This is a genomic window from Vibrio sp. S9_S30, assembly GCF_014694455.1.
Taxonomy (GTDB): Bacteria; Pseudomonadota; Gammaproteobacteria; order Enterobacterales; family Vibrionaceae; genus Vibrio.
On sequence record NZ_JAAUWT010000028.1, the window covers coordinates 1 to 25,651 of the forward strand.

Sequence of the window (25,651 nt, forward strand, 5' to 3'; positions counted from 1 at the left end):
GAATTTGCTTGGCGACCATAGCATTGTGGACCCACCTGATTTCCATGCCGAACTCAGAAGTGAAACGCAATAGCGCCGATGGTAGTGTGGGGTCTCCCCATGTGAGAGTAGGACATCGCCAGGCTTTAAATTTATTGAAAGAGCCCGTTTGGAAAAACGGGCTTTTTTAGTCCAAAGCAAAAAAGAATTGAGTATGCTGGTATAGCTCAGTTGGTAGAGCGCACCCTTGGTAAGGGTGAGGTCCCCAGTTCAAATCTGGGTACTAGCACCATTGTTTCAGGCTCTAGAAGACCTGAAAGTAATACCGAATTTACTTGGCGACCATAGCATTGTGGACCCACCTGACTTCCATGCCGAACTCAGAAGTGAAACGCAATAGCGCCGATGGTAGTGTGGGGTCTCCCCATGTGAGAGTAGGACATCGCCAGGTTCTATTTCTAAGCCCTGATCAGTCGATCAGGGCTTTTTCGTTTCTACGGCACAGTACTTGTTCTGAATGACTAAAAGTGACTCCTGTAACTTTTCATTTTTCACACCTTTTGTGGTTCAATGTATTCGAAAATAAAAGCAATCTTTCGGGCATATGGAGATAGAATAGGCACAATATTTAAGTAAAGGATAAGGAAGATGGGACAATTATCCGTTCTTGGCTTCATCGCACTTGGTGGTGCATTTGGTGCTTGTTCTCGATTTTTAGTGTCGGAGTTATTAGCCAACCTGTTTGGTCGAGGCTTTCCCTATGGAACGCTCACAGTGAATGTTGTGGGCTCACTAGCGATGGGAATGCTCATTGCCTCATTTGAGAATGGAAGTCTTGCGACAGAGCCCTGGAGGCAGATTATTGGCTTAGGTTTCCTAGGGGCGCTGACCACTTTTTCAACTTTCTCTATGGACAACGTTCTACTGATGCAGCAAGGCGCCTTTTTTAAGATGGGTCTGAATGTATTGCTTAATGTTGTACTTAGTATTTCTGCAGCTTGGATAGGCTTTCAATTGTTGATTAAAAGTTAATCTTTTCAAACTTTGTTCTTGGTTTTGACCTAACCTTTCCCTTATACTTGCTTCACTTGTCGGAGTGCTCCGCCTAATTTTATTGGGCGAGCTGAGACCGCGTTAGCGGGATCCGTTGAACCTGATCAGACTAATATCTGCGAAGGGAACAAGAGAAGATACCTCACCTGATGTCAGTCGGGATCTATCTACTTTCAGATGGCGTTTTCACGCACATTTGCCCTCTTGTAACAACAATCCGCCAAGCATTTTCTTCCTAAGGACTTTGTCCTAAATATAATGATTGCAAGGAAAAATGCTATGTCGAATCGCAAGCAAGCGAGACTGGAAGCGAAACAGTTTATTGATAACCTATCTACTCAACCGTATCCAAACTCTCATAAAGTCTATGTAGAGGGCTCTAGAAGCGATATTAGGGTGCCAATGAGAGAAATATCTCTTGCAGACAGTTTGGTCGGTGGGACTAAAAAAGACCCGATATTCGAACCTAATGAGCCAATACGTGTATACGATACATCTGGCGTGTATACCGATCCGGATCATAAAGTGGACCTTTATAACGGTCTGCCAAAGTTGCGTGAAAATTGGATCAAAGAGCGAAATGACACCGAGATTTTGTCGGACGTAAGTTCTGTTTATACCAAAGAAAGATTGGAAGACGATACATTAGATGGTTTACGGTACGGTAACCTACCTAAAATCCGACGCGCCAAAGAGGGCAAGTGTGTCACTCAGTTGCATTATGCGCGTAAAGGTATCATTACCCCTGAAATGGAATACATCGCGATACGTGAGAACTTGCAACGTCATAAATTTGCTGATGAACAGCTTAATATAGAGCACCCAGGCGAGAGCTTTGGCGCTAACCTTCCTAAAGAAATCACCCCTGAATTTGTGAGAAAAGAAGTCGCAGAGGGGCGAGCCATTATTCCTTCCAATATCAACCACCCAGAGTCAGAACCGATGATCATTGGGCGTAATTTCCTTGTAAAGGTCAATGCGAATATTGGTAACTCTGCTGTATCGTCTTCGATTGAAGAAGAAGTTGAAAAGCTTGTGTGGTCGACTCGATGGGGAGGCGATACGGTAATGGACTTATCTACAGGTCGAAACATTCATGAAACCCGTGAATGGATCATGCGTAATAGCCCAGTTCCTATTGGCACGGTTCCTATGTATCAAGCGCTCGAAAAAGTAAACGGTGTTGCGGAAGACCTGAACTGGGAAGTCATGCGAGATACCTTAATTGAGCAGGCAGAGCAGGGTGTGGACTACTTTACGATTCATGCTGGTTTGTTATTACGCTACGTGCCTATGACGGCAAAACGAGTCACTGGTATCGTATCTCGCGGCGGCTCTATCATTGCGAAATGGTGTTTAGCTCATCATCAGGAAAGTTTCTTATATACGCATTTCCGCGAAATATGTGAAATTTGTGCGAAGTACGATGTGGCTCTTTCTCTGGGAGATGGGTTGCGACCAGGCTCGATTGCAGATGCGAACGATGAAGCTCAGTTTGCTGAACTAAGAACATTAGGTGAACTAACCAAAGTCGCTTGGGAATACGACGTACAGGTGATCATTGAAGGTCCTGGGCATATTCCTATGCACATGATTAAAGAAAACATGGACGAGCAACTTAAGCACTGCCACGAAGCTCCATTTTATACGCTTGGTCCACTAACAACGGATATTGCTCCAGGTTACGATCATATTACTTCAGGTATTGGTGCGGCCATGATTGGGTGGTATGGCTGTGCCATGCTTTGCTATGTTACACCGAAAGAGCACTTAGGGTTGCCCAATAAAGAAGACGTTAAGACGGGATTAATTACCTATAAGCTGGCGGCGCATGCAGCGGATTTAGCAAAGGGGCACCCTGGCGCTCAAATTCGCGATAACGCTCTTTCAAAAGCTCGATTTGAATTCCGCTGGGAAGACCAATTTAATTTAGGTTTAGATCCTGACACAGCACGCCAATACCACGATGAAACTCTTCCGCAAGAGTCAGGTAAAGTTGCCCACTTCTGCTCAATGTGTGGTCCGAAATTCTGTTCAATGAAGATTTCTCAGGAAGTTCGGGAATACGCAAAGGACACTGAGCAAGTCGCGCAAGATCAAGCCATTGAAATAAAGATGTTGGATGATCCGTTAGAAGGCATGCGTCGGAAATCCGAAGAGTTTAAAGCGACAGGTTCGGAGTTGTATCATCCCGCCAAACAGAGTGTTCTGGAGGACTAAATGGCTCAGCTATTGTTGCCAAGCACTCAAGTCGAGTTAACAGGTCTCGTTCAAACAAGACTGTTACTGGCGCAGGAGCAAGGCTTTGATATTGCTGATATTGAGTTGGGTGTGAGCCCAACTCATTTGACGCAATGCTACGTTGATGACCGGTGCGTATCTCTTTCCTTTGATAAGTCGGATAATGAAGCCAATTATGTTTGCCGATTTTCGAATGGTCAGGCTTCACCTTTGGCTATTTCTCAACTGTCGAAAGAACCCAACTTACTGTTGATTGATGTTTATCATGATTTTCAGCTCGTTGATTTATGGTGTGATAAAGAGTCCAATCGAGCGTTGAGCTTTAGCGGAGCACCATTGTCTAAGCAACAGCAACAGTCTTATCTGGCTTGGTTGTTGACATCTCTAGTACTGGATTTCCCTATTGAGGATGCCCTCGTGATAGCCCGAGCTGCAGTACGTTCGGATGTTTCACGTGAAACATGGCCTCTAGAGACTTCAACATTCCCAACCCCAATACTTTCCGACGAGTTGTTAGCTATCCACGTAGGATGGGATATTGAGAACGGATCGCCTTTTCCTAAGACAAACGCAGAATATCTTAGCTTATATCCGGTTGTGGATACGGTTGAGTGGGTAGAACGTTTGCTGGAAATAGGGGTGAAGACCACTCAGCTCCGGATCAAAAATGCCGATGATCCGGATTTAGAGACCAAGATAATAAAAGCCATCGATTTAGGTCGTCAGCACGGTGCTCAAGTCTACATTAATGACTATTGGCAATTGGCGGTCTTGCATGGTGCTTATGGTGTGCATTTGGGACAAGAGGATCTGGAGTTTGCGGATTTGGACCAGATAGCAAAAGCTGGGGTGAGAATCGGGCTATCTACTCACGGTTACTATGAAATACTTCGGATCAAGCAGGTCAGTCCAAGCTACATAGCTCTAGGGCATATCTTCCCAACCACAACGAAGGTCATGCCTTCCCGTCCACAAGGTCTCGTGAGGCTCAAGCTTTATCAGAAATTGGCAGGGAAGTTTCCGACCGTTGCGATTGGTGGGATTGACTTAGAAAGGGCGGCTAAGGTTTGGCAGTGCGGAGTTTCCAGTTTAGCGGTTGTACGCGCTATTACGCTGAGCAAAGATCCCAAGGAAGTCATAGATAACTTCCGTGAGATATTGAAGAGTAGGTAATTCAGTGACAATAACGGATTCGGAGTTTCTAAGGTATCAACGCCAGATCGCACTACCTGAAATTGGCGAATGTGGTCAAGCTAAGTTGAAACACACCAGCATACTGGTTGTCGGATGCGGCGGGCTAGGGTGTTCAGCCATTCAGCATCTTGCTGCTTCCGGTGTGGGACATCTTGTGATTGCGGACGGAGATAACGTTGAGGTGAGCAACTTGCCGAGGCAGATACTCTATTCAAACGACGACATTGGAACGCGTAAAGTTGTTGCCGCCAAGAAAGCCATCACCAATATCAATTCGGATGTGCGTGTGCGCATTATCCAGAAGAAACTGTTGGGTAATCAACTTGAGCTTGAGTGCATGCAGGCAGACATCGTATTGGATTGCAGTGACAATTTTGAAACTCGACAAGAGATTAATCGTATTTGCCATAGGTTAAAAACGCCCTTGGTGTCGGGAGCCGCGATTGGTTGGCAGGGTCAGTTGGCGACGTTTATGTATCAAGATTCGGATCCCTGCTATCACTGCTTATACCCAATCACGGAATCAATACCTAATATACGTTGCTCAGACTCTGGGGTAGTTGGATCTGTCGTTGGGATCATCGGTACGCACCAGGCTCTAGCCGCCATTCGGTTAGTGACAATGGCGCGGGATCTCGAAAACCGTCTGACGTTGTTTGACGGTTTGTCTATGCAGTTTCATCAATTTAATATTTCAAAAGATACCTCGTGTTGTGTGTGCAACTCGACCATCGATACTCAGGAAAAGAAATGAGTACATTAACGATCAAATTTAATGGAGAGCGGATTTCGATTGCGCATGAAATGACGCTTGTTGATTTGCTGGAAAGTCAGAACATTGAACAGGGAGGCATCGCCATTGCGGTGAACCAACAAGTTCAAACCAAAGCAATGTGGTCTGACACTCGATTCAACGAAGGCGACGATGTTGTGGTATTTAGAGCAATTGCCGGAGGTTAATGATGTTAACGATAGCTGGAAAAACATTTGAATCGCGCTTGTTTACTGGGACGGGAAAATTTTCGAACAGCCGAGTGATGAGCGATGCGATTATTGCGTCGGGGTCGCAGCTCGCCACCATGGCGCTAAAGCGAGTGGACTTAGACTCGAAAGAAGATGATATTCTATCGCCGCTTATTGCACAAAACATTGGTTTACTGCCGAACACTTCTGGAGCAAAAAACGCTAAAGAGGCGGTTTTCGCGGCGCAACTTGCTCGCGAAGCATTAGAAACCCATTGGTTAAAATTGGAAATTCACCCCGATCCGAAATACTTAATGCCGGATCCTATAGAGACATTAAAGGCGGCAGAAAAATTGGTGGAGCTGGGCTTCATTGTTTTACCTTATTGCCACGCAGACCCCGTACTTTGTAAGCACCTTGAAGAAGTCGGTTGTGCCGCAGTGATGCCTTTGGGCGCGCCAATAGGGTCAAACAAAGGCATCGCAACACAGGATTTTCTTGAAATCATTATTGATCAAGCCAACGTTCCTGTCGTCGTTGATGCGGGGATCGGCGCTCCCTCTCATGCCGCAAAAGCCATGGAGCTCGGGGCGGATGCGGTATTGGTAAACACGGCAATTGCGGCGGCAGCAAACCCGGTGCAAATGGCCACTGCATTTAGGTTAGCCGTTGAAAGCGGTCGTCTAGGATATGAGGCGGGGTTGGCGGGTCAGGTTAACCATGCCGTTGCGTCTAGCCCACTGACCTCATTTTTGGAGTAAGCCAATGAGTTTTTCAGACCAGTTTGAAAAGATGAATTGGGATGAGATCCGTATGTCTATCTACAGCAAAACCGCTGAAGATGTCAAAAGAGCGATATCGAAACCAAAGCGTGATTTAGAGGATTTTAAGGCGCTTATTTCGCCCGCAGCGGAACCCTATCTCGAGCAAATGGCGCAACAATCTTATGCTTTAACGCGTAAGCGCTTTGGTCACACCATAGGTTTCTATATACCACTCTATCTTTCGAACCTCTGTGCGAACTCCTGTACTTATTGTGGCTTTACAATGGAGAATCGGATTAAGCGGCGGACGTTGAACCTCGACGACATTCAATTGGAAATCGACGCGATCAAGAAAATGAGCTTTGATTCCGTTTTGCTCGTAACCGGGGAGCATGAAACGAAAGTGGGCATGAACTATTTCCGTGAAGTTGTTCCTGCGATAAAGAAGCGATTCAGCTATTTGGCCATGGAAGTTCAACCTCTTGATCAAGAGTGTTACGCCGAACTCAAAACCCTCGGATTGGATGCCGTGATGGTCTATCAAGAAACGTATCATCCGTCGACATACGGGCAACATCATCTTCGTGGTAACAAAACGGACTTTAACTATCGTTTGAATACGCCTGATAGATTGGCGTCTGCGGGTATAGATAAAATCGGTTTAGGCGCGTTAATAGGGTTAGAAGAGTGGCGAACGGATTGCTTTTTTGTTGCCGCACATCTTAGCTATATGGAGCGCACATATTGGAAATCGCGCTATTCGATTTCTTTTCCTCGATTGAGACCTTGCGAAGGCGCAATGCAACCTAAGTCCGTTATGTCTGACAAGCAATTGGTTCAATTGATATGTGCCTACCGCCTGCTCAATCCGGAAGTGGAACTTTCGCTCTCTACGCGTGAATCCCCAGAATTTAGAGACAATGTATTGCCTTTAGGGGTGACGAGTATTTCCGCGGCCTCAAAGACACAACCTGGAGGATACGCAAATGATGAAGTCGAGCTTGAGCAGTTTGCTATTAGTGACGAACGCTCATCCGTACAGGTGGCAAACGCAGTACGAAGCAGGGGGTTTGAACCCGTTTGGAAGGATTGGCACCACGCTTATTCAGGCTAGCCTGTTTTTTGAGTTGCAATGAAGTGACATGGTTGAAGAAGGTGTTTCACGTGAAACATCAAAAACCAAATGTATCTCGCCGAGGTTTGTACTATCCAAACAAAAACCCACTAAATACAAAAACCCCGCTAAATTAAGCGGGGTTTTTCAATTCCAAACGATAAACGTGCACTATCGAGTGTGAAAGTTCATCGAGTATTAAAGTTCATCGAGTAATAGCTTATCGAGACAGTGGAGCCGTAGCTCGTTTTAACCAATCCAGAGATGAGCCGCAGACCAGTGGGCTTATCTCGTCCCACACCTTTTTATGGTAGTCATTTAACCAAGAAAGTTCAGGGTCGGTTAGAAGACCGACATCAATATTCCGTTTATCGATAGGGCATCGCGTTAGCGATTCAAATCCGAGCATGTTCGTATCACCTTGTGTCTCGACTTCAACCACCAGTTCAAGATTCTCAATGCGAATGCCAAATTCATCAGCTCGGTAATAACCCGGTTCATTAGACAGTACCATGCCTTCCACAAGGGCGACGTTATTGACGACAGGACCGATTCTCTGAGGACCTTCGTGAACACTTAGGAAATGTCCGACACCATGACCTGTCCCATGATCGAAATTATAGCCTCTTGCCCATAGGTGCTGACGAGCAAGAATATCCAATTGGTGACCCTTTGTCCCATGAGGGAAGATGGCGTTTGCGAGTCCAATGTGACCTTTCAAAACGAGCGTAAACTGCTGAATCATCTCACTGCTAGGTTTGCCTATCGCAATGGTTCGAGTAATGTCGGTTGTGCCGTCTGGATACTGACCCCCTGAATCGACAAGGTACAGTGAGTCCGGTACGAGTTTGCTAGGCTCGGGTTGGTCTAGGTGACTGTAATGACACATCGCACCATTGCCTGCAGACGCTGAAATGGTATCAAAGCTCGTATCCGCCAAGGTTGGGTCCTCTTTGCGGAATTCATAAAGCTTGTCGGCAAGCAGACCTTCATCATGATAGTTTCCGGCTTCTACTTCCGAATCCAGCCAAGATAGGAAGTTGACCATTGCGGCACCATCACGAAGATGAGACGCACGCATCCCTTTAATTTCCGCAACGTTTTTGGCTGCTTTGGGAAGCAAACATGGATCGTCACCATTCACCACTTCCGCACCGGCATTTTGAAGAGTCAGTGTAAACCAAGCACTGCTTGTGGCTGGGTCAACCAAGACGCTTTTGCCTGCGAGCGATTGGAGCCGAGATTCGAGTTGCTCGGGGGCATAAACGGTAACCCCCTGACCGACATGTTCAGTAAAGTCGTCAGATAAGCGGGTAGGGTCGATAAAGAACTCGACATCAGAGTCGGCATGTATGATCGCATGCGACAGTAGAACGGGTAAGCAAGGCACATCCAAACCACGGACGTTTAAGAGCCAACAAATGGAGTCAAGTTGTGTCAGTAAAGCTGCCTCGGCACGGTTCGACTTTACTACATCGGCGATTTCTAGGCGTTTGCTTTCACTGGTTTGCCCGACGAGTTCAAGTGCCATTAATCGAGCATCAGTGTAGGTTGGAACCGGTCTATCCGACCAAAGCAAATCAACCGGGTTTTCGTTGATAAGAACCAACTCTAGCTTTTCCGCTACTTTTTCCTGTGCTTTTAGCAGCCAAGAATGCGAGTGCATTTTAGGGTCGATTGCCAATTTGGCGTTGGTCGCGAGGTTATCGAGTGCCCAATCTAGAGGGGGGTGTTGGATGAGGTGGCAATATTCAAAAACGTCAGCAGGTGCCTGTTTCGTTACTTGAACGGTATAGCGACCATCAACAAAAATGGCGGCTTTATCCGCGGTGATCAGGGTTGCACCGGCAGAGCCTGTGAAGCCCGTCGCCCAAAGTAAACGCTCATGATGAGCTGGAATGTACTCCCCTAAAAACTCGTCTTCATGGGGTATGATGATTGCATCAATGTTGTTTTCGCTTAACCAGCGACGAAGGGCTTCTACTCTTTCTTTGATCATTACATCCATCCGTATGATTTCTTAACGACTGTTCGATTATCCGCACTTGAGGCGAAAATGCGTACAAACTATCGTTTTTTGATCGGACAAGCAATGTATTCTGCTGTGAGATGATAATGAGCGAGTCAGCAATTTTGAACGTATCACTATATAGTCTCGCTTAGTCGACTATTGAGCCCTGAGCTTCACTGTTTAAATGGTGTGTATGGGAGGTAATGATGTCTCTAAACCAGCTAAGCGCCGCGTCTTGTTTCCTGTCTTTGTGCCAAAAAAGGGTATACGCCATTGGAGGCAACGCTGTGGGCAAGGGCAGCAGTACTAAGTCGAGGAAGCCCGATATGTACCGAGCGAAATGTCTTGGTGCTGTAAACACAAAATCGGTGTAAGTACACAAACTGGCGGCGCTATTGAAATCAGGGACGTATAAAGCGATGTCACGTTCCAAGCCTTTGTCGGCGAGCTTGTAGTCAAGTAACCAACGATCGTTCCCATCACACCGCACTTGAACGTGCCGTTCTGCAAGGTACGCCTCTAGGTCCCAATGGCGATTCAATACTGGATGGTCTTGTCGTACTAAACAAACCTGTTCGTCCCGAAAGATTTCCTGCATTTCTATATCGCTTGGGGGCAACATAGTGAGTGTGGCATCGTTTATGTCGATGTCTTTACCCGTAATGCCAAAATCCACATCTCCCGACTGAAGATGTTTGAATGTGTCCTTACTCCAAGGGTGTGTGGTGAGTGTTATCCCAGGGGATTCCTGAAACAGCGTTGGAAGAAAGTGAGGCAAGATAAGTGGGTACACACTCTCCACTAAGGCTATATGAAATCGGCGATTAGATGACTTTGGCTCAAAGCAGTCCGGCTGTGTGATGGACTCCAAATGGTAGATCAACGCGTCCAATTTCGGCTTTAGAAATAGCGCGCGCGGTGTCGGGGTTAACCCGTGTGCGCCTCGATAAAATAACGGGTCATCAAATTGTGTACGCAGTTTCGCTAGGGACTTGCTTACAGCAGACTGGGTGAGACAGAGCCGAGAAGCGGCCCGAGTTACACTTCTCTCATCAAGGAGTACGTTAAGACAAACCAGAAGGTTGAGATCGATTCGACCGAGTTGTTCAGTGTTCATAAAAACATTCCCCCGTGGAATATCTGAGATGACCAAATACCATTTCTATTCATATCACCATAATAATAAACTGCGTTTTAAGAAAACAGAAGTGACGGTTATTATGTCGATAGCAAATCCAGAGAAGGCCTCTAAGCGGCAGTTGTGCATGCTGATAATGCTGGTGTTATTCAGTCCTATGGCAATAGATATTTATCTTCCAGCATTGCCTACTATGGCAAAAGCACTTCAAGTAGAAGCGGTGCTTGCGCAGGATACGGTCACCTGGTTTTTGTTTTCGATGGGGGTCGGGCAGCTGTTTGCTGGTCCTATTGCCGACAAGTACGGACGTCGAACCGTTGCACTAGGAGGCATCATTCTTTATGGGGTGAGCGCTTATTTAGCGTGGGTTGCGCAATCCATTGAATGGATGCTAATGGCTCGGCTATTACAAGGCTTGGGAGCTTGCGCAACGTCGGTGGCGGCTTTTGCAACCGTTCGCGATATGTTTGGTCCTAAAAAAAGCAGCCGGATGATCAGTTACCTTAATGGGGCAATTTGTTTTATTCCAGCATTGGCACCGATCTTAGGCAGTTGGCTAACCCAAGAGTTTGGGTGGCGGAGTAATTTTAGCTTTATGGCGGGCTTTGCCGTACTTGGTGTCATAGTGATGTTGATAAACTTCAAAGAAACCAACCCATCATGCTCGGAAGGCGCCCTGTTTAAACCGTCGAGATACGTTAGTGTCCTGAAGCATCCCAGTTTTATATTCCACGCGTCCCTTTGTATGTTAGGAATGGCGGTTATCTTGGCTTATGTCACGTCCGCGCCGGTTGTATTAATAACGAACATGGGGATCTCGATGAATGCGTTTACATTCTGGTTTGGTATCAATGCCATTATTAATATTGTATTTTGCATGATTGCGCCGAAACTGATGGATCGTTGGGGTACGCATGGGACTTTGGTATTTGGCATCGTTACTCTGTTGATTGGTGGTGCCATGATGCTTGCCATGAAATCGTGGCAAACGCCTTTAGGCTTTATGTTGCCCATATTTATGTCGTCTGTCGGTTTTGCAAGCATTATGGGGGCGGGGGCAGGGAAGGCTTTGGCGCCATTTGGTGATAAAGCGGGAACAGCAGCGGCTTTGTTAGGGTTGTTTCAAATGAGTGGCTCAGGTTTCATGGTCGGCGTTATGCAAAGGCTATCGTTTGAACCCGAAGTTCTCATTGCATTGCACATGTGGCTTTTGGCGCCAGCATTAATCATTCTTTACAGTCAGGCAGGAAAGAACTGGCATACTGAAGTGGCAAGCTAACCACTTTTTCTAAAGGCCGTTTGAGTATAAATGCCTAATAATTGAAATTGATTGTTTTCCCAACAGCGAAAGGAGTGTATATTTAGCATCACATATATAATTATTTCCCCGATCTATTTGGAAGATACATATTCAATGTCGATGACAACATATGAGATGGCTCGTATTTTAGAGCAATTAGAAGAGTCTCCAGAAAAAATAATGTTCGGAAAACTGCTTAATGAACTCGGGAATCAGAGTGAAGAGCGTATTCGAAGCGCCGCCAAACAAGTTCCGTTGCACATGCTGAGAGATATCGTTTATCAATTTCAGCAAGTGATTGAATCTCGCAAGAGTGAAAGTGTTCAGCAACTTGCTGCAGAATTGGCTCAACAGGGTATTTCACCGGAAGAATTGAAAGAGTTCCTTTCTAAGAAATAATCAGTTTCAAACATTAAAAGTCAGCCACAGCGCTGACTTTTAATTTATATATTGAATCTGCGGTAATAATAATCGAAATCTCAAATTCTCTGCTGCCAATATAATCCTCCAAATTTATCCAAACTATTTAACGATATTTCCTTTACCGGACTGTTTATATTTCACAAGTCCGCTGCTAAATATACTTACACTGTCAAAACACTTAGTTATTGAACGAATTTTAACCTAGAGAGATGAATAAACGGTTTAAATCAACGCCGTTTGAGCCCTCAAAGTGATAAAAAAAGGCGACCTAAAATTTGCCGCCTTCGTCTTCCACTCTATAAGGGGAGAGGGATGACGCAATTCTTAACGCTGACTTGTTCGTTATTATCATCCATGCTGAAGCAGCAATGGCGTCAACAACATTGCACATATTACTGATATGGGTGTTAATAGGGTGTTTAATCGACTTTAAAATAAACGGTTTCGGCTCTCTGTCTGCATACTCAAACAAGGTTTACATGCTCAAACAAGCAAAAAAAATGCCCCAGAAATTGGGGCGAATAGGTAAGTAGCATACAGGTTGCTACTTTACTAAAGGGAAATAGGTTATTGGGTTAGCTTATTCTTTAGGAAATGGTCGACCGAAATAAGACCAGCCCCCCAAACAACATTAATGAGAATCATCAACCCCCACAGTTGATGATCGTAGAAGCCCTTGTCCCAAAGGAGTGGGTAAGAGATAACGGCAATAATATTAAAGACGAATAAAAGAGCGGCCATAGGGCGCGTAAAGAGCCCGAGCGCAAGAAACACGGGAAGGATCAGCTCTGCTGCTGTACCCGAGTAGGCGGCAAATTCCCAAGGGAACAGTGGCACAACATACTCAAATTCAAAGAGATACAGAGTGCTGTCCCACGATGCAATTTTGGTAAGTCCAGAATTAAAAAAGACCCATGCAACCCACAAACGGCAAAATACAAGCAACACCGGAATAAACCCAGCTTGAAGCTTCTCTACAACTCCGTCGTAAGTGTCGATGATATTTCGGATGGCTGAACTCATAACTCTTCCTCTATTTGTCATTCTTTAAATGGAACCCATCTAGGTAGCCTGATGCCATTAACGTGTTCAAATGTGCCAGTAAGTCGGGATCGATTTCCGACAGAGATAACCCATTCGAACAAGAACGAATAAGTTGGATTACCTGATCCGATGCCGAATCAATATGAAGTTGGCGAGCAGAATCAAGCCAAACGACGCCTTGCTCGGCCACGCCCAAATCCAAACCGTCAAACGCCTCTTTTTCAAGGGCTTCCCACAAAGAGAAAACAGCGAATTGGCTGGATACCAGCTGAATATTTGAAGCAAGATGAAAAACGATGGATGGCTGCTGCTCTTCGGTTACTGAGACTAATTCTTCTAAAGAGCGATAAGGTTTTTCTTCCGCTAAGGACAAAGCCATATCACTTAGATCCAGCTTCCATTCCATGTCCGCCATGTCAGGCAGATAAGGGACAGTCGCGATCACTGGATCAAACTGACGTATGGTATCGGCAAACCCTTCACCATATCCTGAGACATCCCCTTCCGTTAAGGGGTGTGTCAAAACGTGTCGGCGTGCCAATTGCTGAAAACATTCCTCTCCCACAAGTGCCAAAACCTTGGGGTAAGTCGCTTCCATCACCTCAGACAAACCAATCACAAAATTATTGCGGTAGATTTGCAGGCGTTCATCTGCGGTAAATGCATCCGACAGTACATCGCAGGACTCACCTGTGGCTTGGTAATGCAGCGCTTTGGCGAATAAACCTTGCAGTTCAGCGAGGGAAAGTGCCATAAGACGCTCCTAGAGGTTGCATTAAGTAGTGACTGGCTTTACTGGCCTCTTGAATCAATATTTGAGGCTCAGGAATATCCACATCCCACTCTATCAGCGTGTGTCGTTCACCATGTTCCTTTATCCAAGCATCAAATAGCGCCCAAACTTCATCACAGACAGGGCGGCTATGGGTATCAATCCATATTTCACCCTTCTCGTGCTGCTTGATGGTGAAACCCGCAAGGTGTATTTCGTCGACTTTCGTTGCATCAATGCCTGCTAGGTATGCATTGCTATCAAAGCCGTGATTAAACGCACTGACATAAATGTTATTGAAGTCGAGTAATAAACGGCAATCCGTGCGTTTTTGCACTTCCGACAAGAAAACCCATTCATCGATCGTAGAATGAGAAAACGTCACGTAACTCGATGGGTTTTCAATGAGTAACGGCCTCTTTATCGCATCTTGGACTTGTAATACATTCCGACAAAATACATCCAACGCTTCTTCCGTATAAGGAAGAGGTAAAAGATCATTAAAGTAATGACCGCCGTTTTCACTCCAACTCAAGTGATCCGAAACTAACATGGGCTGTAAGTCATCAATTAGGCGTTTTAGCCGCACCACATGTGATGGACTGACGCCCTCCACCGAACCCAAAGACAGCCCAATACCATGACAGCTAATGCTGTAATTATCCGCAATGCGATTAAGTTGCTGGCGATGCAAAGAATTAGGGAGAAAGTAGTTTTCGCTGTGGATTTCTAACCAGCTTAACCCTGTGGCTTCCCCAGAAAAGAAGTCCAAATGTGGTGTTCTTAATCCAACGCCAACTTTGTTATGCATGTCTCTCTCCGGTGGGCTCGATAAGACTTAATCAACCTTATTAAGCCGTATAAGCGTTTGGCGGTTATAAGCCTCTTTCACAAAGCCACTCCATAAATTAGGGCGATAAGCATGGCTCATCGCCCTGAAATGGCTCAGAGGGAAAGGCTTAAGAAGACGCGTTGCTTCCACCGGCCAAACGGTCACATAGACCTTTAGGCACTACGATGAATGCGTCTTTTTGGAAATCTTCTTTAGACGTGCCAGCACAAGAACTGGTTTTGGTTGCACAATCGTTTTTACCCGCTTTAGCAACGCCATAACATTTCTCTTTTTCTGCTGCAACTGCAGAAGTTGCGGTTAGAGTCGTACCTGCGAGGGCAAGAAGACCCGTAACCGCAGCAGTAACGGCAAGATTAGATTTTTTCATATTTCAATCCTCGAACTTGATCCTTAGTTTTTTTAAGAAAGACAACCTATTTCGCGATGGGCAAGCGTTTGCCAGGTTGCTTACAGAATAAGATTAGGAATGAACGGCAAATCTTTCATAAAAAAGGTGATTTTTTAAATTGGTTTATATTTTTCGTTTCAACTTGTTGATTTTATGGGGATTGTGACGTGCGATTTTTATTGCGAATTCAACCTTATTCTTGATAGAAATTCGGTTATAATGACCAGTTATGTATAAATACACAGTAGAAAACGATGGACGCTTCCCTATTACTTGATGGTTTAAACGACAAACAACGCGAAGCTGTCGCAGCCCCGCTCGAAAATATGCTCGTGCTTGCCGGTGCAGGCAGCGGTAAAACACGTGTGCTGGTACACCGAATTGCTTGGCTAATGGCTGTCGAGAATGCCTCTCCGTTTTCTATTATGTCGGTGACGTTTACCAACAAAGCCGCGGCTGAAATGCGTGGGCGTATCGAAGAATTAATGATGGGCAGCGCGTCAGGTATGTGGAATGGCACGTTCCATGGTATTTGCCACCGAATTCTTCGAGCGCATTATTTGGATGCCAAACTGCCGGAAGATTTTCAAATATTGGACTCGGAAGACCAGCAGCGGCTGCTTCGTCGATTGATCAAAGCCATGAACCTCGACGAAAAACAGTGGCCTGCGAGACAAGCCGCGTGGTGGATCAACGCCAAGAAAGACGAAGGGTTACGCCCAAGCCACATCGATTGTTACCACGACCCGATCACCAAAACCTACCTCCAGATATACACCGCGTACCAAGAAGCGTGTGATCGAGCTGGGCTGGTGGATTTTGCCGAAATACTGCTTCGCGCACATGAATTGCTCCGAGACAAGCAGCACATCCGAGAGCACTACCAAGCGCGATTCAAGCACATATTGGTCGACGAATTTCAGGATACCAACAACATTCAATACGCTTGGCTACGCATGATGGCAGGATCGGACGCGCGTGTCATGATCGTGGGGGATGACGACCAATCCATTTATGGCTGGCGCGGGGCAAAAGTCGAAAACATTCAGCGTTTTCTCGACGAATTTCTCGGTGCAAAAACCATTCGCTTGGAGCAAAACTATCGTTCAACCAAGACCATTTTATCGGCCGCCAATGAGTTGATTTCCAATAATACCGAGCGCATGGGGAAAGAGCTCTGGACCGATGGCAACGATGGCGAGCCCATCTCTGTGTATTCGGCGTATAACGAGCTCGATGAAGCGCGCTTTACCGTCAGTAAAATCAAAGAGTGGCAAGAAAAAGGCGGGGCGCTGAACGATACCGCCATGCTTTATCGCAATAACGCCCAATCCCGTGTTCTGGAAGAAGCATTGATTCAATCCGGATTACCTTATCGAATCTACGGTGGTATGCGATTCTTCGAACGGCAAGAAATCAAAGATGCCTTATGTTACTTGCGCTTAATGACGAACCGTAATGACGACGCCGCCTTCGAACGTATTGTGAATACGCCGACACGGGGAATGGGGGATAAAACACTCGAAACCATCCGTTTTGCTGCGCGAGAACGGGGGGTCACTTTATGGCAAGCCTCACAAGCGTTATTGGAAGAAAAGGTTCTAGCAGGGCGAGCGGCCGGTGCGTTAAGTCGGTTTATCGAGCTCATTAACGCCCTTGAGGACGATACGCACGACATGCCGATGCATCACCAAACCGATCACGTTATTAAGAATTCAGGTTTGTACGCGATGTACGAACAAGAAAAAGGCGAAAAATCAAAAGCAAGAATAGAAAACCTTGAGGAACTGGTCACGGCCACTCGTCAATTTGAAAAGCCAGAAGAAGCGGAAGAGCTATCCGAATTGACGGCATTCCTCACGCACGCAGCTCTTGAAGCAGGAGAAGGGCAAGCCGATGAATTTGATGATGCCGTGCAGCTTATGACGCTTCATAGCGCCAAAGGGTTGGAGTTTCCCCTCGTATTTATGGTTGGCGTAGAAGAAGGGATGTTCCCAAGCCAGATGTCGGCAGAAGAAGCCGGCAGACTAGAAGAAGAGCGACGCCTTTGTTATGTGGGCATGACACGAGCAAAAGAGAAGCTTTACATCACTTACGCGGAAATGCGTCGCCTGTATGGGCAAGATAAGTACCATAAGCCTTCACGTTTCATTCGTGAGCTGCCAGAAACGTGTTTGGATGAAGTGAGAATGAAAGCGCAAGTCAGCCGACCGGCTTCATCTGGCCGGTTCAGCCAGCAAGTGGTGAAAGAAAACTTCAACGAAACGGGTTTTTCATTAGGGGCGAGAGTGATGCACCCGAAATTTGGTGAAGGAACCATTATTAATTTTGAAGGCAGTGGACCTCAAAGCCGAGTTCAAGTCGCGTTCAACGGTGAAGGGATCAAATGGTTGGTCACCGCTTTTGCAAAGTTAGAAAAGCTGTAGTAACCATGCCAAATCAACAAATCCAAAGCCTGCGTAAGCGGGCTTTTTTGTCTCTGAATGTTGGTACTATTCAGAACGGCGGTTCTTTGGTTCTTTGAAGAGAAGTGTAGGAAGCGGCTAACTCAGAGTGCAAACCAAGAAAATCAGAGCGCCAACACAAGAAAAAATACGGATAAAGAAAAACCCCGAGGGCAATGCCCGTCGGGGTTATAATCTTACTCGCAGCGATCCGGCTACTAAAGTTGCTCCATGCATCAAATCCTTGATAGCAATACTGAATCCTTCAGCATAATCCGTTTCATCGCCGTCCTAGCGGTGTCCATGATCTTATCCTGATCAGCCAACATTCCTCGTTAGCGTGCTCACTTGTTCCTTGAGCGGTGTCCTTTACATCATCCTGATGTTTATTCCCTGCCTCGTCCCAGAGGTGTCCATTGTCTTCCTTGCGTTATCTTCCTGATAACGAATGAGTCCGTTCAATGTCCGTTTCGTTCCATGCTGATTATTCGTCCTGAATAATCAAATCTTCATCCTGAAGATAACCCAATCCTTGGCTTTTCCTGTTCCGTGTCAGTATCCTTCCGACACGGTTAATATTAAGAGAATGAGGGTTTTCCTCAATAGACTGACAAAGAAATTCTTTGCTTAAATAAACAGCGATAAATATTTAATTGATACATATCAATGAGTTATTTTGTTTCTCTTCCCTTGTTGATATGAATAAAACCGCGTTCACTTACGTCTTTGTAAGAGATCTCTCACAAGGGTGTTGGCACAACGTCTAACATTGGCTGTTGGCCAATGACTACGTCTAAATGACGGAAGGGAATACGCTGCGCAAAACTTGAGACAAAATACTGAGTCCAATGCCAGTAAATATCAGCCCGCATAACCCATCAATGTACGGTGACATTCGTTTTAATATGGCTTGAAAGCGAGCCGCAGAAAGCATCCATGCGAGCGCCGCAAACCAGGCGAAGGAAAGGCTCCATAAGATAAGAAGTGCGATGCTTTTTCCGGTTAATGACATACTGGCTGGAACAAGGGAAGACATCAGACTGACAAAGAAGACCAACGCTTTCGGATTTAAAATATTGGTGATGAAACCACGCATAAAAGCCAGTTTTCGATTGCTTAACACCATATTGGATGCGGAGGTATTTTGGGATGTAGGTTGGTTCCTATATTGAAAGACAAACCGAAGTGCGCTCAAACCTAGATAGAGTAGGTAACCACCCCCAGCGACTTGCAACAGCTGAAAGACCGAAGGGTATTGCTGAACAAGGTAACTGACGCCTGTTAGGCTAAAGATTGAATGCAACAGAATGCCAACGGAAAGCCCTAACGCAATGTAGACACCGGTTTGCCTGCCATGTCGGCTGGCGTTTTGTACCACAAGCGCAAAGTCCGGTCCTGGGCTTAACAGCGCTATAAAATGGACCGCAGCAAGGGTAAGCAATAGCGTGGTTTCGTTCATCTAACCGACTCTTGAATGAAAAAACGGACCGTCATCGCTTTTTCCGACCATTTCGAATGCCGTCGAAACTGAAGACCACCAAAGCACTCCATATAAAGCCAAAGGTGACGGCTTTATCGAGTGTAAATGCTTCTCCGTATACCAATACGGCTAGAAGAAACATTAAGCTCGGACCAATGTATTGAAAAAAGCCCAGCGTAGAAAGCTTGATGCGTGTTGCTGCCCCCGTAAAGCATAAAAGAGGCAGTGTGGTGACGACACCAGCCGATAACAACAGAAGGTTCAATGTGAGCGTGTTACTGCTTAAATCGGATGTCGCACTGTCTGCAATGAATAGGGCATAGATGGCGGCGGCGGGAAGCATTACCATGGTTTCAATAAACAGACCAGCTTGCGCCTCTATATTGATTTTCTTTCTAAATAAACCGTAAAAGCCAAAACTGAAAGCAAGCACGATCGCCACTGTTGGCACTGAACCGAAGACAACTAACTGAACGATCACCCCAATGGTGGCGAGTACAACGGCAAACCATTGCAGTTTTCTCAGGCGTTCCCCAAGAAATAGCATGCCCAGAAGGACGTTGAGAAGAGGGTTGATGTAATACCCCAAGCTGGCATCGAGCATATGATCTGCATTGACTGCCCAAATGAATATTAGCCAATTCGCACCGACGAGGATCCCTGTTAGGGCAAGTAATCCCAGTTGCTTTCTGTTTTTGAGTACCGCGATGACAGAATGCCAGTTTCTTCCTATTTGCAGCAGTATCGCTAAGAATACGAACGACCAAATAATCCTATGACTTAGAATTTCAAGAGCCGGGACAGTTTCGAGTGCTTTAATGTAGATGGGTGCGATGCCCCACATGGTGTAGGCAAGTACCGCTAATATGCCGCCTTGACGTGACCTTTGTTGCTCTTCCATCATTCTTATCGTTCGCTTTTCTGTAACAGAACGTTACATTCAGAGGAAAAACACAGTATATCGATAGCCTTGTTAATGCCCTAGTAATTTCATTGGCCTTTCAAGAGATTTGCTAGGGGAGACGGGCTCATTTATCTTCAGCAAACGTTAATTTAAAGTTTAATTCGCTGTGAAAGCGCTCTACAATATGACGCTTCGCTGCAATCCAACTGTCCCTCAGAGAATCGAATGCCCGACTCCGCTCTAGCTCAGCCGTTAGATCCAGAAACAAACCATGCCATCAAGGTATTGAATGATGTTTTCGGCTATCAGTCATTCCGTGTTGGGCAGGAGGACGTCATCGATTCCGTGCTGAATGGAAAAGACAGCATGGTGATCATGCCAACTGGTGGCGGGAAATCCTTGTGTTACCAGATCCCAGCCTTGGTCAAAGAAGGGGTGACGCTGGTGGTGTCGCCTTTGATTTCATTAATGAAAGATCAAGTCGACCAGTTGAAAGCCAACGGTGTGGCTGCGGAATGCATTCATTCCGCAATGGACCGCGATACGCTGATCAGCGTCTACAACCGCATGAATTCGGGTCAGTTGAAACTGGTGTATGTTTCACCTGAGCGTGTATTGACTCGCGATTTTCTGGAAAGGCTCGAACATTTAAAGCTTTCGATGATCGCGGTGGATGAAGCGCACTGTATTTCCCAATGGGGACACGATTTTCGCCGTGAATACGCGGCGTTGGGTGAACTAAAACAGCGTTTTCCTTATGCACCGATTATGGCGCTGACGGCGACCGCTGATGAAGCGACCCGCAAAGACATCATTTCTCGGTTGCAACTGGACGATCCCTTTGAATACCTTGGCAGTTTTGACCGTCCTAATATCCGGTATACATTGGCAGAAAAACACAAACCTGTATCGCAAGTCATTCGGTTTCTTGCTACTCAGCAGGGGCAATGTGGGGTTATCTATTGTGGTAGCCGCAAAAAAGTTGAGATGCTGACGGAAAAGCTCTGTGCCAATCATATTCGTGCAGCGGGTTACCACGCAGGAATGGACGCCGATGAACGTGCCTATGTTCAAGAGGCTTTTCAAAAAGACGACATTCAAATTGTGGTTGCGACCGTGGCATTTGGTATGGGCATTAATAAGCCCAATGTTCGATTTGTCTTGCACTTTGATATTCCTCGGAACATCGAATCTTATTATCAGGAAACCGGACGGGCAGGGCGAGATGGCTTACCCGCCGAAGCGATGATGCTTTACGACCCAGCCGATATTAACTGGTTGCGCCGTATGTTGGATGAGAAAGACGAGGGCCCTCAAAAGCAGGTCGAATCTCACAAGCTCAATGCCATGAGTGCCTTTGCTGAAGCGCAAACATGCCGTCGTCAGGTACTGCTGAACTATTTTGGTGAATACAGTGAAAAACCCTGTGGGAACTGCGATATTTGCCTTGATCCCCCCAAACATTTTGATGGCATTGAATCGGCGCAAAAGGCTCTATCGTGTGTGTATCGTGTCAATCAGGGTTTTGGAATGGGGTACGTCGTGGAAGTGCTGCGCGGCATGCAAAATATCCGGGTTCGCGAAAATGGTCACGATAAGCTCTCCACTTATGGTATTGGACGTGAGCACAGCCACGACTATTGGGTGAGCATCATTCGGCAACTCATTCATAAAGGGTTACTGACTCAAAATATTACTCGCAATTCAACATTGCAGCTTACTGAAGAAGCTCGCCCCGTTTTGCGTGGCGAACAATCATTAGAGTTAGCCGTGCCAAGGCTTGATACGGCTGCGCGGACCGCGAAATCCGACAAGCTTGTGAACAAGCATTACGACAAAAAGTTGTTTGCGAAATTGCGCAAGCTGCGTAAGTCCATTGCCGATGAAGACGGTTTACCACCGTATGTGGTGTTCAGTGACGCCACATTAATCGACATGGCGGATATTCTGCCGACCTCTTATGGAGAAATGCTGGCGGTGAATGGGGTTGGTCAGCGAAAACTGGAAAAGTATGCCGATCCATTTTTAGACCTGATTCAGGATCACCTGACGAATGGTAGCTAATAAGTTAAGTGTAACTAACCAGTTAAGCGTAACTAACCAGCGAACAGTATCTAGTAAGACTAACAGTAGGTAATAAGACAGTGGTTAATGCAACGGACACAGACTACGGTTTGGTGGAATACCAAAAAGAGCAGGGACGAATCATTATTCGAGCGCCTCGATTCGATTACGACTCTTTCCCAGAACTTGGTGAAGCGCTAGTAAAAACGTTGTCTGCCGATGTACTAGAAAAACAATGGGATGCGGACATTCACTCATGGCTTATCGATTTTGAGGGGTGCCCACTGTTTTTAAAAGCAGAGCATTACAGCGAATCACTGTGGTTGGAAGTGCTGTCTAAAGACGACAATGGTGAAGATCTCGATTATCTTGCTGCTCTCTTTCAAAAAGGCTTCAATATCCTTTAACGAAACATGTCCCACTCAATGCCATTTGAGATCGCTTCGGTATTGATATTGGTGTTAAATGTTTCACATGAAACACCCGCTCCCCCCCTTTTTTCAGACCTATCGCGGTTAAACGATTGCTTAATAAATCATCTATTGCACCGTCTCCGAGTTGCAGTATAATCCCCAACCTTCATTCACTGTCATGAAGCATTTTGCTTCGATTTGGGTTCCCTCACCCCCAAATAAAACGAAAAAGGTACAATATGAATTACTTTACCCCTGCGCAGCAGCGCAACGCCCTTTTCTTTTTGGTTCTATTCCACCTGATCATCATTGCATCCAGCAACTATTTGGTTCAGCTGCCTTTCACCATCTTGGGCTTTCACACCACTTGGGGCGCATTTACGTTTCCCTTTATCTTTTTAGCAACCGATTTAACCGTGCGAATTTTTGGTGCCGTGTTGGCTCGGAAAATCATCTTTTTGGTGATGTTGCCCGCCTTAGTGGTGTCCTACCTATTATCGGTTGTCTTCTTTGAAGGTCAGTTCCAAGGGTTTGGACCGCTTTCTGAGTTTAATTTGTTTGTTGCTCGAATCGCCTTGGCGAGCTTTATGGCGTACATGCTGGGTCAGATTTTGGATGTGCATGTGTTTACCCGATTACGCCAAATGAAAGCATGGTGGGTGGCACCCACTTGCTCTACGCTGATCGGTAATGCGTTAGATACACTGGCGTTTTTCTCCATTGCTTTCTATCAAAGCAGCGATCCTTTTATGGCAGAGCATTGGACGGAAATTGCGCTGGTGGATTACGGATTTAAGTTGATCATCAGCTTAGGTCTGTTCGTGCCGATGTACGGAGTGCTGTTGAATTACATCGTTAAGAAGCTTACGTTTGTAACCGCTGAGTTGAAAACACAGCACGCGTAAACTGATGCCTATCAGGTTGAACTCAAAAAGGAGCCGTCGGCTCCTTTTTGGTTTTTTGTGCGTAGATTGGATCAGAAACCACGATTAATGGGAAGACAAAATCCATTGTAATGGGAATAAAAACAATAGGGATTAAAATGCCCAGCCGTCATCAGTAATGCTAATCGCTTTGCCTTGTGCTATCGACTGTTGCGCTGCGAGTCCGATGATGACTGCTTTTAAGCCGTCTTCAACGGTGACTTCCACCTTGCCATTTTTGGTGACCGCTTGGTGGAATTTTTGATGCTGATAGAAAGTCGACCCGTTATGGTCGCCAGCTTCGAGCAGTTCTGGGTCGACGGGAATATCGATTTCTTCCGGTCCCGATGGGGTTCTTGGGGATATCACCACTTTGGGGGTGGGCGGATTGCCAAGCTCCGTATTCCAAAAGCGGGTTGGACCAGGCACAAACGCTTCAACTTTCCCTTGGCTTCCGACCACAGAAATTTCTTCTTGATAACGTGAACCCTCGGCAAACATGCAGAGTTCTAATAGGGCGCGTTGACCATTAGCAAAATCGACAATGACATACGCGTTATCGAGGATATCAGGGGCTTCACCATTATATTGTTCATCAATATGGTTGTGGTGTTGGCTACCTGAAGCATAAACGCGAATCGCCTCACTTTGTGTTTGTAAACGCATTAAATCGAAGAAGTGGCAGCACTTCTCAACCAGTGTTCCCCCTGTATTTCGGTTAAAGCGGTTCCAGTCGCCTACTTTTTCCAAAAAGGGGAAGCGATGTTCTCGAATGCTCAGTTGGCTCACGCTGCCAGCGTGGTTGTCATTGATAAGATCGAGCAGTTTCGTAATCGGCGGCATGTAGCGGTATTCCATTGCAACCCAAAGTGGTGCAGGGTATTTCGCAACAGCAGAGCGAATTTGGTGGGCTTGTTCCAATGTCGTGACCACCGGCTTTTCAACCAATATGGGTAAGCGAGTGTGTTCGATGACCTGCAATAATTGATCTGCATGGCAGTGGTTTGGACTGGCAATCAATATGGCATCGATGTCTTGACGTTTAAGGAGTGAGTCAGTGGATGGTTCAAATATAATGGAACCGTCCAAGGCATGAATGGCTTTTCTCATGCTCTCGTCGGGTTCAAAAACAGCGGAAATACTGGCATTAGGCAATAGATGAATATTACGAATGTGCTCTTGTCCCATCATACCGCACCCAATGATGGCATAGCGAATGGTCATATCAACTCCTTTGAATTTTGAGGTTTTGCCTCAAGAGCATTGAGAGCCCTTAAGACAGATAATCTTAAGACATGCGCGAAACATAGTGGCAGGTTGCGGGGTTAAACCAAGTTCTTGAATACTCTTCAACCTTTTCGTCGTCTGACCAACTGATGCGCTCAATCCAACCGATCATTGTGTTAGGGGCAATCCCCAGTATTTCTGTTGCCCATAAATCCGCTTGCTTAACACTAATACGGTCTTCAACACGGCTTATCCAAAAATCAAAATGTTCGCGATAGTGTCGGTAAAGGGATTCATCCAACTCATCAGGGCTGAGGGAATCGCAGTGTTCGGCACGGATCCACATTTCTTCTGCTGCAATGACCGTATTATTGAGAAATCGCTGGCGTTCAATTCGCCAAAAATAATGCTCTTGTGACACATTGAAATGTGAAGCGACACTGGGGTTTTGTTCTTTACGCACTGTTAATGTATTGGCATGCGGCGTGCCGCCACCTTCCAGTAGCTCTAAGCGAAACAGCTGGTAAATGGCATCTTTCGGTGGGCTTTTTACATACGTACCGCTGCCCTGACGGCGCTCCAGAAGACCGTCTTGTTCTAGCAAAGTGAGTGCTTTTCTCAGGGTGCCTACCGCAACCTTTAACTCTACCGCCAATTCTGCTTCTACTGGCAGCCTTTCACCCGCCCTCCAATGTCCGGCATTGATCTCACGTATCAACAATTCACTGACTTGAACGTACTTTGGGCGCTTCTTTTGTTTGTTTTGTCCTGTGTTGGACTGAAAATCAATAGCCATTTTTTTCTCGAATTTTCCGAAGTGTGTAACTAGCTTGAATTAAAACAGATACTCATTTTTGCATCAATTCATTCACATTTGATTTACATTGTGAGAATACACTGTTAGGGTAATCTTGCAAACTAAAAAAATAAATGAATTGTGAATGAAAGTGATTTTATTC

General features: G+C 45.9%; 23 protein-coding genes, 1 tRNA gene, 2 rRNA genes and 1 riboswitch. Of the genes, 16 read left to right on the forward strand and 10 right to left on the reverse strand.

The window, feature by feature from the left end:
- Window positions 1–7 precede the first annotated feature (7 nt).
- The 10 genes from rrf (HC752_RS21985) to thiH all read left to right on the forward strand — a co-directional run bounded on the left by rrf (HC752_RS21985) (window position 8) and on the right by thiH (window position 7,308).
- Window positions 8–124 (forward strand): 5S ribosomal RNA (rrf, locus tag HC752_RS21985).
- 71 nt (window positions 125–195) lie between these two features.
- Window positions 196–271, forward strand: a tRNA-Thr gene (locus tag HC752_RS21990).
- Window positions 272–313: 42 nt separating this feature from the next.
- Window positions 314–430 (forward strand): 5S ribosomal RNA (gene rrf, locus HC752_RS21995).
- Between the two features lie 197 nt (window positions 431–627).
- Entirely contained in the window at window positions 628–1,011 is a 384-nt protein-coding gene (crcB, locus tag HC752_RS22000) for a fluoride efflux transporter CrcB (protein ID WP_190337352.1), read from the forward strand.
- Window positions 1,012–1,061: 50 nt separating this feature from the next.
- A riboswitch (TPP riboswitch) is annotated at window positions 1,062–1,176 on the forward strand.
- A 135-nt stretch (window positions 1,177–1,311) separates the two neighbouring features.
- Window positions 1,312–3,252, forward strand: coding sequence for a phosphomethylpyrimidine synthase ThiC (gene thiC / locus HC752_RS22005; RefSeq protein ID WP_190337353.1), 1,941 nt, complete (start codon window positions 1,312–1,314; stop codon window positions 3,250–3,252).
- Window positions 3,253–4,446, forward strand: a complete 1,194-nt coding sequence (locus tag HC752_RS22010) for a thiamine phosphate synthase (RefSeq protein WP_190337354.1) — start codon at window positions 3,253–3,255, stop codon at window positions 4,444–4,446. It begins immediately after the preceding gene.
- 4 nt (window positions 4,447–4,450) lie between these two features.
- A complete protein-coding gene (locus tag HC752_RS22015; protein WP_190337355.1) occupies window positions 4,451–5,221 on the forward strand; it encodes a molybdopterin-synthase adenylyltransferase MoeB in 771 nt (256 codons plus the stop codon).
- The gene (gene thiS, locus HC752_RS22020; RefSeq protein WP_190337356.1) at window positions 5,218–5,427 is read left to right on the forward strand and encodes a sulfur carrier protein ThiS; all 210 of its coding nucleotides are present in this window, start codon (window positions 5,218–5,220) and stop codon (window positions 5,425–5,427) included. Before HC752_RS22015 ends, thiS begins: the two co-directional genes overlap by 4 nt.
- Window positions 5,428–5,429: 2 nt before the next feature.
- Complete coding sequence (locus tag HC752_RS22025) at window positions 5,430–6,191, forward strand: thiazole synthase (RefSeq protein WP_190337385.1); 762 nt, start codon at window positions 5,430–5,432, stop codon at window positions 6,189–6,191.
- A gap of 4 nt (window positions 6,192–6,195) precedes the next feature.
- Entirely contained in the window at window positions 6,196–7,308 is a 1,113-nt protein-coding gene (gene thiH / locus HC752_RS22030; protein ID WP_190337357.1) for a 2-iminoacetate synthase ThiH, read from the forward strand.
- Window positions 7,309–7,528: 220 nt separating this feature from the next.
- Here the strand turns inward: thiH and HC752_RS22035 are convergent, their stop codons facing one another.
- Together HC752_RS22035 and HC752_RS22040 are read right to left on the reverse strand one after the other, a co-directional pair.
- Complete coding sequence (locus tag HC752_RS22035; RefSeq protein WP_190337358.1) at window positions 7,529–9,316, reverse strand: aminopeptidase P family protein; 1,788 nt, start codon at window positions 9,314–9,316, stop codon at window positions 7,529–7,531.
- 151 nt (window positions 9,317–9,467) lie between these two features.
- Window positions 9,468–10,436, reverse strand: a complete 969-nt coding sequence (locus HC752_RS22040; RefSeq protein WP_190337359.1) for a LysR family transcriptional regulator — start codon at window positions 10,434–10,436, stop codon at window positions 9,468–9,470.
- 103 nt (window positions 10,437–10,539) lie between these two features.
- Here HC752_RS22040 and HC752_RS22045 point away from each other — a divergent pair, with 103 nt between their 5' ends.
- Window positions 10,540–11,736 carry a multidrug effflux MFS transporter gene (locus tag HC752_RS22045; protein WP_194717444.1) on the forward strand — a complete coding sequence of 399 codons (1,197 nt, stop codon included), beginning with the start codon at window positions 10,540–10,542 and terminating at the stop codon, window positions 11,734–11,736.
- A 135-nt stretch (window positions 11,737–11,871) separates the two neighbouring features.
- The gene (gene tsrA / locus HC752_RS22050) at window positions 11,872–12,156 is read left to right on the forward strand and encodes an H-NS-like global regulator TsrA (protein ID WP_190337361.1); all 285 of its coding nucleotides are present in this window, start codon (window positions 11,872–11,874) and stop codon (window positions 12,154–12,156) included.
- A gap of 591 nt (window positions 12,157–12,747) precedes the next feature.
- On the opposite strand, the gene HC752_RS22055 is transcribed toward tsrA, so the two are convergent.
- From HC752_RS22055 to HC752_RS22070, 4 genes are all read right to left on the reverse strand, one after another.
- Entirely contained in the window at window positions 12,748–13,203 is a 456-nt protein-coding gene (locus HC752_RS22055; protein ID WP_190337362.1) for a DoxX family protein, read from the reverse strand.
- A 10-nt stretch (window positions 13,204–13,213) separates the two neighbouring features.
- On the reverse strand, window positions 13,214–13,978 hold the full coding sequence (locus HC752_RS22060) for an HvfC/BufC N-terminal domain-containing protein (protein WP_190337363.1): 765 nt from the start codon (window positions 13,976–13,978) through the stop codon (window positions 13,214–13,216).
- A complete protein-coding gene (gene bufB, locus HC752_RS22065) occupies window positions 13,959–14,807 on the reverse strand; it encodes an MNIO family bufferin maturase (RefSeq protein ID WP_190337364.1) in 849 nt (282 codons plus the stop codon). The genes HC752_RS22060 and bufB overlap by 20 nt, the downstream gene beginning before the upstream one ends.
- Before the next feature lie 148 nt (window positions 14,808–14,955).
- Window positions 14,956–15,216, reverse strand: a complete 261-nt coding sequence (locus HC752_RS22070; RefSeq protein ID WP_190337365.1) for a BufA1 family periplasmic bufferin-type metallophore — start codon at window positions 15,214–15,216, stop codon at window positions 14,956–14,958.
- A 275-nt stretch (window positions 15,217–15,491) separates the two neighbouring features.
- On the opposite strand from HC752_RS22070, the gene uvrD reads away from it, so the two are divergent.
- Complete coding sequence (uvrD, locus tag HC752_RS22075) at window positions 15,492–17,663, forward strand: DNA helicase II (protein ID WP_190337366.1); 2,172 nt, start codon at window positions 15,492–15,494, stop codon at window positions 17,661–17,663.
- 811 nt (window positions 17,664–18,474) lie between these two features.
- On the opposite strand, the gene HC752_RS22080 is transcribed toward uvrD, so the two are convergent.
- The gene (locus HC752_RS22080) at window positions 18,475–19,140 is read right to left on the reverse strand and encodes a LysE family translocator (RefSeq protein ID WP_190337367.1); all 666 of its coding nucleotides are present in this window, start codon (window positions 19,138–19,140) and stop codon (window positions 18,475–18,477) included.
- Window positions 19,141–19,171: 31 nt separating this feature from the next.
- Window positions 19,172–20,065 carry an EamA family transporter RarD gene (gene rarD, locus HC752_RS22085; protein WP_190337368.1) on the reverse strand — a complete coding sequence of 298 codons (894 nt, stop codon included), beginning with the start codon at window positions 20,063–20,065 and terminating at the stop codon, window positions 19,172–19,174.
- A gap of 225 nt (window positions 20,066–20,290) precedes the next feature.
- Between rarD and recQ the strand changes: the two genes are divergently transcribed.
- The 3 genes from recQ to HC752_RS22100 all read left to right on the forward strand — a co-directional run bounded on the left by recQ (window position 20,291) and on the right by HC752_RS22100 (window position 23,447).
- Entirely contained in the window at window positions 20,291–22,129 is a 1,839-nt protein-coding gene (gene recQ / locus HC752_RS22090; RefSeq protein WP_190337369.1) for an ATP-dependent DNA helicase RecQ, read from the forward strand.
- Window positions 22,130–22,209: 80 nt separating this feature from the next.
- Window positions 22,210–22,536, forward strand: a complete 327-nt coding sequence (locus HC752_RS22095; RefSeq protein ID WP_190337370.1) for a DUF3630 family protein — start codon at window positions 22,210–22,212, stop codon at window positions 22,534–22,536.
- Window positions 22,537–22,781: 245 nt separating this feature from the next.
- Window positions 22,782–23,447 (forward strand): 7-cyano-7-deazaguanine/7-aminomethyl-7-deazaguanine transporter, encoded by a 666-nt coding sequence (locus HC752_RS22100; protein WP_190337371.1) that lies wholly within the window; start codon window positions 22,782–22,784, stop codon window positions 23,445–23,447.
- Window positions 23,448–23,579: 132 nt separating this feature from the next.
- On the opposite strand, the gene HC752_RS22105 is transcribed toward HC752_RS22100, so the two are convergent.
- Complete coding sequence (locus tag HC752_RS22105; RefSeq protein WP_190337372.1) at window positions 23,580–24,689, reverse strand: Gfo/Idh/MocA family protein; 1,110 nt, start codon at window positions 24,687–24,689, stop codon at window positions 23,580–23,582.
- 64 nt (window positions 24,690–24,753) lie between these two features.
- Entirely contained in the window at window positions 24,754–25,488 is a 735-nt protein-coding gene (locus tag HC752_RS22110) for a GntR family transcriptional regulator (RefSeq protein WP_190337373.1), read from the reverse strand.
- Between the last annotated feature and the right edge of the window lie 163 nt (window positions 25,489–25,651).

Coding starts and splice junctions, on each gene's coding strand:
- rarD (WP_190337368.1), bottom strand. CDS start 20,065: ATGATGGAAGAGCAACAAAGGTCACGTCAAGGCGGCATATTAGCGGTA.
- uvrD (WP_190337366.1), top strand. CDS start 15,492: ATGGACGCTTCCCTATTACTTGATGGTTTAAACGACAAACAACGCGAA.
- HC752_RS22040 (WP_190337359.1), bottom strand. CDS start 10,436: ATGAACACTGAACAACTCGGTCGAATCGATCTCAACCTTCTGGTTTGT.
- tsrA (WP_190337361.1), top strand. CDS start 11,872: ATGTCGATGACAACATATGAGATGGCTCGTATTTTAGAGCAATTAGAA.
- HC752_RS22080 (WP_190337367.1), bottom strand. CDS start 19,140: ATGAACGAAACCACGCTATTGCTTACCCTTGCTGCGGTCCATTTTATA.
- thiH (WP_190337357.1), top strand. CDS start 6,196: ATGAGTTTTTCAGACCAGTTTGAAAAGATGAATTGGGATGAGATCCGT.
- HC752_RS22035 (WP_190337358.1), bottom strand. CDS start 9,316: ATGGATGTAATGATCAAAGAAAGAGTAGAAGCCCTTCGTCGCTGGTTA.
- bufB (WP_190337364.1), bottom strand. CDS start 14,807: ATGCATAACAAAGTTGGCGTTGGATTAAGAACACCACATTTGGACTTC.
- HC752_RS22105 (WP_190337372.1), bottom strand. CDS start 24,689: ATGACCATTCGCTATGCCATCATTGGGTGCGGTATGATGGGACAAGAG.
- thiS (WP_190337356.1), top strand. CDS start 5,218: ATGAGTACATTAACGATCAAATTTAATGGAGAGCGGATTTCGATTGCG.
- HC752_RS22110 (WP_190337373.1), bottom strand. CDS start 25,488: ATGGCTATTGATTTTCAGTCCAACACAGGACAAAACAAACAAAAGAAG.
- HC752_RS22045 (WP_194717444.1), top strand. CDS start 10,540: ATGTCGATAGCAAATCCAGAGAAGGCCTCTAAGCGGCAGTTGTGCATG.
- HC752_RS22100 (WP_190337371.1), top strand. CDS start 22,782: ATGAATTACTTTACCCCTGCGCAGCAGCGCAACGCCCTTTTCTTTTTG.
- HC752_RS22070 (WP_190337365.1), bottom strand. CDS start 15,216: ATGAAAAAATCTAATCTTGCCGTTACTGCTGCGGTTACGGGTCTTCTT.
- crcB (WP_190337352.1), top strand. CDS start 628: ATGGGACAATTATCCGTTCTTGGCTTCATCGCACTTGGTGGTGCATTT.
- HC752_RS22060 (WP_190337363.1), bottom strand. CDS start 13,978: ATGGCACTTTCCCTCGCTGAACTGCAAGGTTTATTCGCCAAAGCGCTG.
- HC752_RS22025 (WP_190337385.1), top strand. CDS start 5,430: ATGTTAACGATAGCTGGAAAAACATTTGAATCGCGCTTGTTTACTGGG.
- HC752_RS22010 (WP_190337354.1), top strand. CDS start 3,253: ATGGCTCAGCTATTGTTGCCAAGCACTCAAGTCGAGTTAACAGGTCTC.
- recQ (WP_190337369.1), top strand. CDS start 20,291: ATGCCCGACTCCGCTCTAGCTCAGCCGTTAGATCCAGAAACAAACCAT.
- thiC (WP_190337353.1), top strand. CDS start 1,312: ATGTCGAATCGCAAGCAAGCGAGACTGGAAGCGAAACAGTTTATTGAT.
- HC752_RS22055 (WP_190337362.1), bottom strand. CDS start 13,203: ATGAGTTCAGCCATCCGAAATATCATCGACACTTACGACGGAGTTGTA.